The following is a 4,299-nucleotide window of genomic DNA, read 5'->3' on the forward strand; positions in this document are numbered from 1 at the left end:
TTCAACGTGAGAAGTGTTGATGGTGATACCACGAGCTTTTTCTTCCGGCGCGTTATCGATCTGATCGAATGCGCGAGCAGCACCGCCGTAGGTTTTAGCCAGTACGGTAGTGATTGCAGCGGTCAGCGTTGTTTTACCATGGTCAACGTGGCCGATAGTACCGACGTTAACGTGCGGTTTTGTACGTTCAAACTTTTCTTTAGACATCGATTGTCCCTCTAAGACACGGATAAATCGGTGATATCACCACATCAACCAGGCAACATGCCCGACTTGTTGAATGCAATAAACAGAAGGAAAAAACAGGGAGGAGAAAAGAAGTGGTGCTGATAGGCAGATTCGAACTGCCGACCTCACCCTTACCAAGGGTGCGCTCTACCAACTGAGCTATATCAGCACATCTTGGAGCGGGCAGCGGGAATCGAACCCGCATCATCAGCTTGGAAGGCTGAGGTAATAGCCATTATACGATGCCCGCATCCTGGAACTCGGCTACCTGATTTTCATTCTGCACTGAATATCGAGAGAAGCTCTCTTTATTCGAGCCGGTAAGCGAACTTATCGTCTCGGGCTACGCCATCGCGTGGCCGAAATTGGTGGTGGGGGAAGGATTCGAACCTTCGAAGTCTGTGACGGCAGATTTACAGTCTGCTCCCTTTGGCCGCTCGGGAACCCCACCGGACTTGATGGTGCCGACTACCGGAATCGAACTGGTGACCTACTGATTACAAGTCAGTTGCTCTACCTACTGAGCTAAGTCGGCATCAAGTAGCGCGCATTCTATGGAGACATGCGTGTTCATGCAACTAAAAAATTGCATAATTTGTTTTGTTGGTCACATTTTGCGCGACACGATGAAGAAACAGCCGAATTGAGAGCAGATTAGCATACTTTTTCAGCATCATTCTGCTTAACAATGTGTGCCAGCTAAAACACAATTCTTTTTAGTAGATGGAATATCTGTCACATTGCTTTTCAACGATAGCTTCCTGGAAGAGATTTTTTCTTATTATTCCTCCCCATCTGGTGTTACCCTCCTGCGCATTAACCCATTCAACAGAACTGTGACGCGCCATGGCAAATATCGCTTTGCCGATAGAGCTATGACCGCCAGAAACATGCTTATGAGTATAAAAGAGCAAACGTTAATGACGCCTTACCTACAGTTTGACCGCAACCAGTGGGCAGCTCTGCGTGATTCCGTACCTATGACGTTATCGGAAGACGAGATCGCCCGTCTCAAAGGTATAAATGAAGATCTCTCGTTAGAAGAAGTTGCCGAGATTTATTTGCCTTTATCGCGTTTGCTGAACTTCTATATAAGCTCGAACCTGCGACGTCAGGCAGTTCTGGAACAGTTTCTTGGCACTAACGGACAGCGCATTCCTTACATTATCAGTATTGCTGGTAGCGTCGCGGTGGGGAAAAGTACAACTGCTCGTGTGTTACAGGCACTATTAAGCCGTTGGCCGGAACACCGTCGTGTTGAACTGATCACCACCGATGGTTTTCTTCATCCCAACAAAGTGCTTAAAGAGCGTGGCCTGATGAAGAAGAAAGGCTTCCCGGAATCGTATGATATGCACCGTCTGGTGAAGTTTGTTTCCGATTTGAAATCGGGCGCGCCAAACGTTACGGCTCCGGTTTACTCTCATCTTATTTATGATGTGATCCCGGATGGCGATAAAACCGTTGTTCAGCCTGATATTTTAATCCTTGAAGGGTTAAATGTCCTACAGAGCGGGATGGATTATCCGCACGACCCACATCATGTATTTGTTTCTGATTTCGTCGATTTTTCGATATATGTTGATGCTCCGGAAGACTTACTTCAGACGTGGTATATCAACCGTTTTCTAAAATTCCGCGAAGGGGCTTTTACAGACCCGGATTCCTATTTCCATAACTATGCGAAATTAACTAAGGAAGAAGCAATTAAGACAGCCATGACACTCTGGAAAGAGATCAACTGGCTGAACTTAAAGCAAAATATTCTACCTACTCGCGAGCGAGCAAGTTTAATCCTGACGAAAAGTGCTAACCATGCGGTAGAAGAAGTCAGATTACGCAAATAATTGAAAGGGGAGCTAATACTCCCCTTATTTATTTTTCTGCACTACGCAGGGATATTTCACCGCCCATCCAGGGTTTTATTATTCCATCCTGCTCAAGCAATAAAGCGCCCTGTTTGTCTATTCCGCGTGAAATGCCAAATATTTCTTTATCACCGATGATAAGTTTCACCGGGCGATTAATAAAATTATCCAGTTTTTCCCAACGTGACAGATAAGGCGTGAGCCCTTCTTGCTCAAAGAGTTCCAGCGCCGCACGTAATTCTCGTATTAGCATTGCCGCCAACGTATTACGATCGAGATTGATCCCAGCTTCCTGCAACGTGATCCACCCCTGGTTAACGACATTCTCTTCAACCCGACGCATTGCCATGTTGATCCCGGCACCAATGACAATTTGTGCCGCATCGCCTGTTTTTCCAGTAAGCTCAACAAGAATACCCGCCAGCTTGCGATCCTGCAGATAGAGGTCGTTTGGCCATTTAACACGAACTTTATCTGCTCCCAGCTTGCGTAATACTTCCGCCATCACGATACCGATAACCAGACTTAAACCAATTGCCGCAGCCGGGCCTTGCTCCAGACGCCAGAACATCGACAAATATAAGTTTGCGCCAAAAGGAGAAAACCATTTTCGACCGCGACGACCACGGCCAGCCTGCTGGTATTCTGCAACGCAGGCATCGCCAGATTTAAGCTCTCCGATACGGTCAAGGAGATACTGATTCGTGGAGTCAATAACTGGCAGCACGGCTACACTGCCGCCATCCAGCTGACTCAATATCTTTTCGGCATTAAGTAACTGGATTGGCTCGGGCAAGCTGTATCCTTTACCCGGAACGGTAAATACATCAACACCCCAGTCACGCAGTGTCTGAATGTGTTTATTAATAGCCGCCCGGCTCATTCCCAGCGTTTCACCCAACTGCTCGCCAGAGTGAAATTCACCATTCGCTAACAGGGCGATCAATTTCAGTGGCACGGTGTTATCCTTCATGAAATTGTCTCCACTGCACTTACTTCACCTGATGCGCCAATAAAGCGGACTTCAGGCTCAAGCCAGACATTAAATTTTTCACCTACTTTCTGTCTTACATGGTGCGCAAGCTGTACAACATCTTCGCTTTTTGCGTTGTGCTCATTGATGAGAACCAGCGCCTGCTGACGGTGTACCGCAGCACCACCAATCTGCGTCCCTTTAAGCTGGCACTGATCGATAAGCCAACCTGCAGCCAGTTTTACTGAACCATCTGTCTGGGGGTAATGTGGGGCTGTTGGAAATTGTGCCAGCAACGCTTTAGCCGTTTCGGCAGAAACGACAGGGTTTTTGAAGAAACTACCGGCATTGCCGTTCACTTTGGGATCGGGAAGTTTTGTAGTCCTCATATGGCACACTGCATCAAATACTTGCTGTGGTGTTACCGTTGAAGGCTCCAGGCGAGTTAAGTCACCATACGTCAGTACTGGTTGCCACTCTTTTGGCAGACGCAGACCTACAGCTACAATCGCGAAGCGATCCTGGTATTCATGTTTAAAAATACTGTCACGATAGCCAAAGCGGCACTCTTTAGCTGTTAAACGCTCTTGCTTGCCTGTCGCCAGTTCAACACAGTCAACATAAGCGCAAACTCGCTGTAATTCTACGCCATAAGCCCCAATATTCTGGATAGGTGATGAACCGACACAACCAGGAATTAGTGCCAGATTTTCCAGACCTGGCATACCTTCCTGCAAAGTGTATTTTACCAGGCGATGCCAGTTTTCTCCGGACCCTACATGTAAATACCACGCATCAGGTTTATCACTAATTTCGATACCTTTGATCCTGTTGATGATCACCGTACCGCGGTAGTCTTCCAGAAAAAGTACATTGCTTCCTTCACCCAGAATAAGAACGGGTTGTCCTTCTGCGACTGCATGCTGCCAGGCATTGAGTAGTTGCTGTTCGTCTTCGGCACATACAATGTGCTGAGCATTATGATCAATGCCAAATGTGTTCCAGGGTTTTAAGGAGTGGTTCATAGCTGCTTTCCTGATGCAAAAACGTGGCTAGTTTACCGTATCTGGGGGGGGATGGCTTGTAGATATGACGATATGAAGAATTTGAACAAACGCAAAAAGGCTCAGTCTTTCGACTGAGCCTTCTGCTTAATTTGATGCCTGACAGTTCCCTACTCTCGCATGGGGAGGCCCCACACTACCATCGGCGCTACGGCGTTTCACTTCT

The 4,299-nt window shown here is 47.2% G+C and carries 4 protein-coding genes and 4 tRNA genes; 1 reads left to right on the forward strand and 7 read right to left on the reverse strand.

All coding sequences use genetic code 11. The annotated features are described in order from the left end of the window. From A9180_RS22130 to A9180_RS22150, 5 genes are all read right to left on the reverse strand, one after another. The coding region (locus A9180_RS22130) for a GTP-binding protein (protein ID WP_000031660.1) at positions 1–207 on the reverse strand (207 nt) is incomplete at its 3' end. Between the two features lie 114 nt (positions 208–321). Next, positions 322–397 (reverse strand) — tRNA-Thr (locus tag A9180_RS22135). A 6-nt stretch (positions 398–403) separates the two neighbouring features. Next, positions 404–478: transfer RNA gene (locus tag A9180_RS22140), tRNA-Gly, on the reverse strand. A gap of 116 nt (positions 479–594) precedes the next feature. Next, a tRNA-Tyr gene (locus tag A9180_RS22145) sits at positions 595–679 on the reverse strand. 8 nt (positions 680–687) lie between these two features. Further along, a tRNA-Thr gene (locus A9180_RS22150) sits at positions 688–763 on the reverse strand. A gap of 361 nt (positions 764–1,124) precedes the next feature. Between A9180_RS22150 and coaA the strand changes: the two genes are divergently transcribed. Next, positions 1,125–2,075 (forward strand): type I pantothenate kinase, encoded by a 951-nt coding sequence (gene coaA, locus A9180_RS22160; protein WP_074399689.1) that lies wholly within the window; start codon positions 1,125–1,127, stop codon positions 2,073–2,075. 28 nt (positions 2,076–2,103) lie between these two features. Here the strand turns inward: coaA and birA are convergent, their stop codons facing one another. Together birA and murB are read right to left on the reverse strand one after the other, a co-directional pair. Beyond that, positions 2,104–3,069 (reverse strand): bifunctional biotin--[acetyl-CoA-carboxylase] ligase/biotin operon repressor BirA, encoded by a 966-nt coding sequence (gene birA, locus A9180_RS22165; RefSeq protein ID WP_064530651.1) that lies wholly within the window; start codon positions 3,067–3,069, stop codon positions 2,104–2,106. Then, complete coding sequence (gene murB, locus A9180_RS22170; RefSeq protein WP_064530654.1) at positions 3,066–4,094, reverse strand: UDP-N-acetylmuramate dehydrogenase; 1,029 nt, start codon at positions 4,092–4,094, stop codon at positions 3,066–3,068. Before murB ends, birA begins: the two co-directional genes overlap by 4 nt. Between the last annotated feature and the right edge of the window lie 205 nt (positions 4,095–4,299).

Source organism: Escherichia sp. B1147 (assembly GCF_001660175.1).
Classification (GTDB): domain Bacteria; phylum Pseudomonadota; class Gammaproteobacteria; order Enterobacterales; family Enterobacteriaceae; genus Escherichia; species Escherichia whittamii.

What these genes read in the sequence shown, in the direction of transcription:
- coaA (WP_074399689.1), top strand. Translation starts at nt 1,125, where the DNA reads ATGAGTATAAAAGAGCAAACGTTAATGACGCCTTACCTACAGTTTGAC.
- birA (WP_064530651.1), bottom strand. Translation starts at nt 3,069, where the DNA reads ATGAAGGATAACACCGTGCCACTGAAATTGATCGCCCTGTTAGCGAAT.
- murB (WP_064530654.1), bottom strand. Translation starts at nt 4,094, where the DNA reads ATGAACCACTCCTTAAAACCCTGGAACACATTTGGCATTGATCATAAT.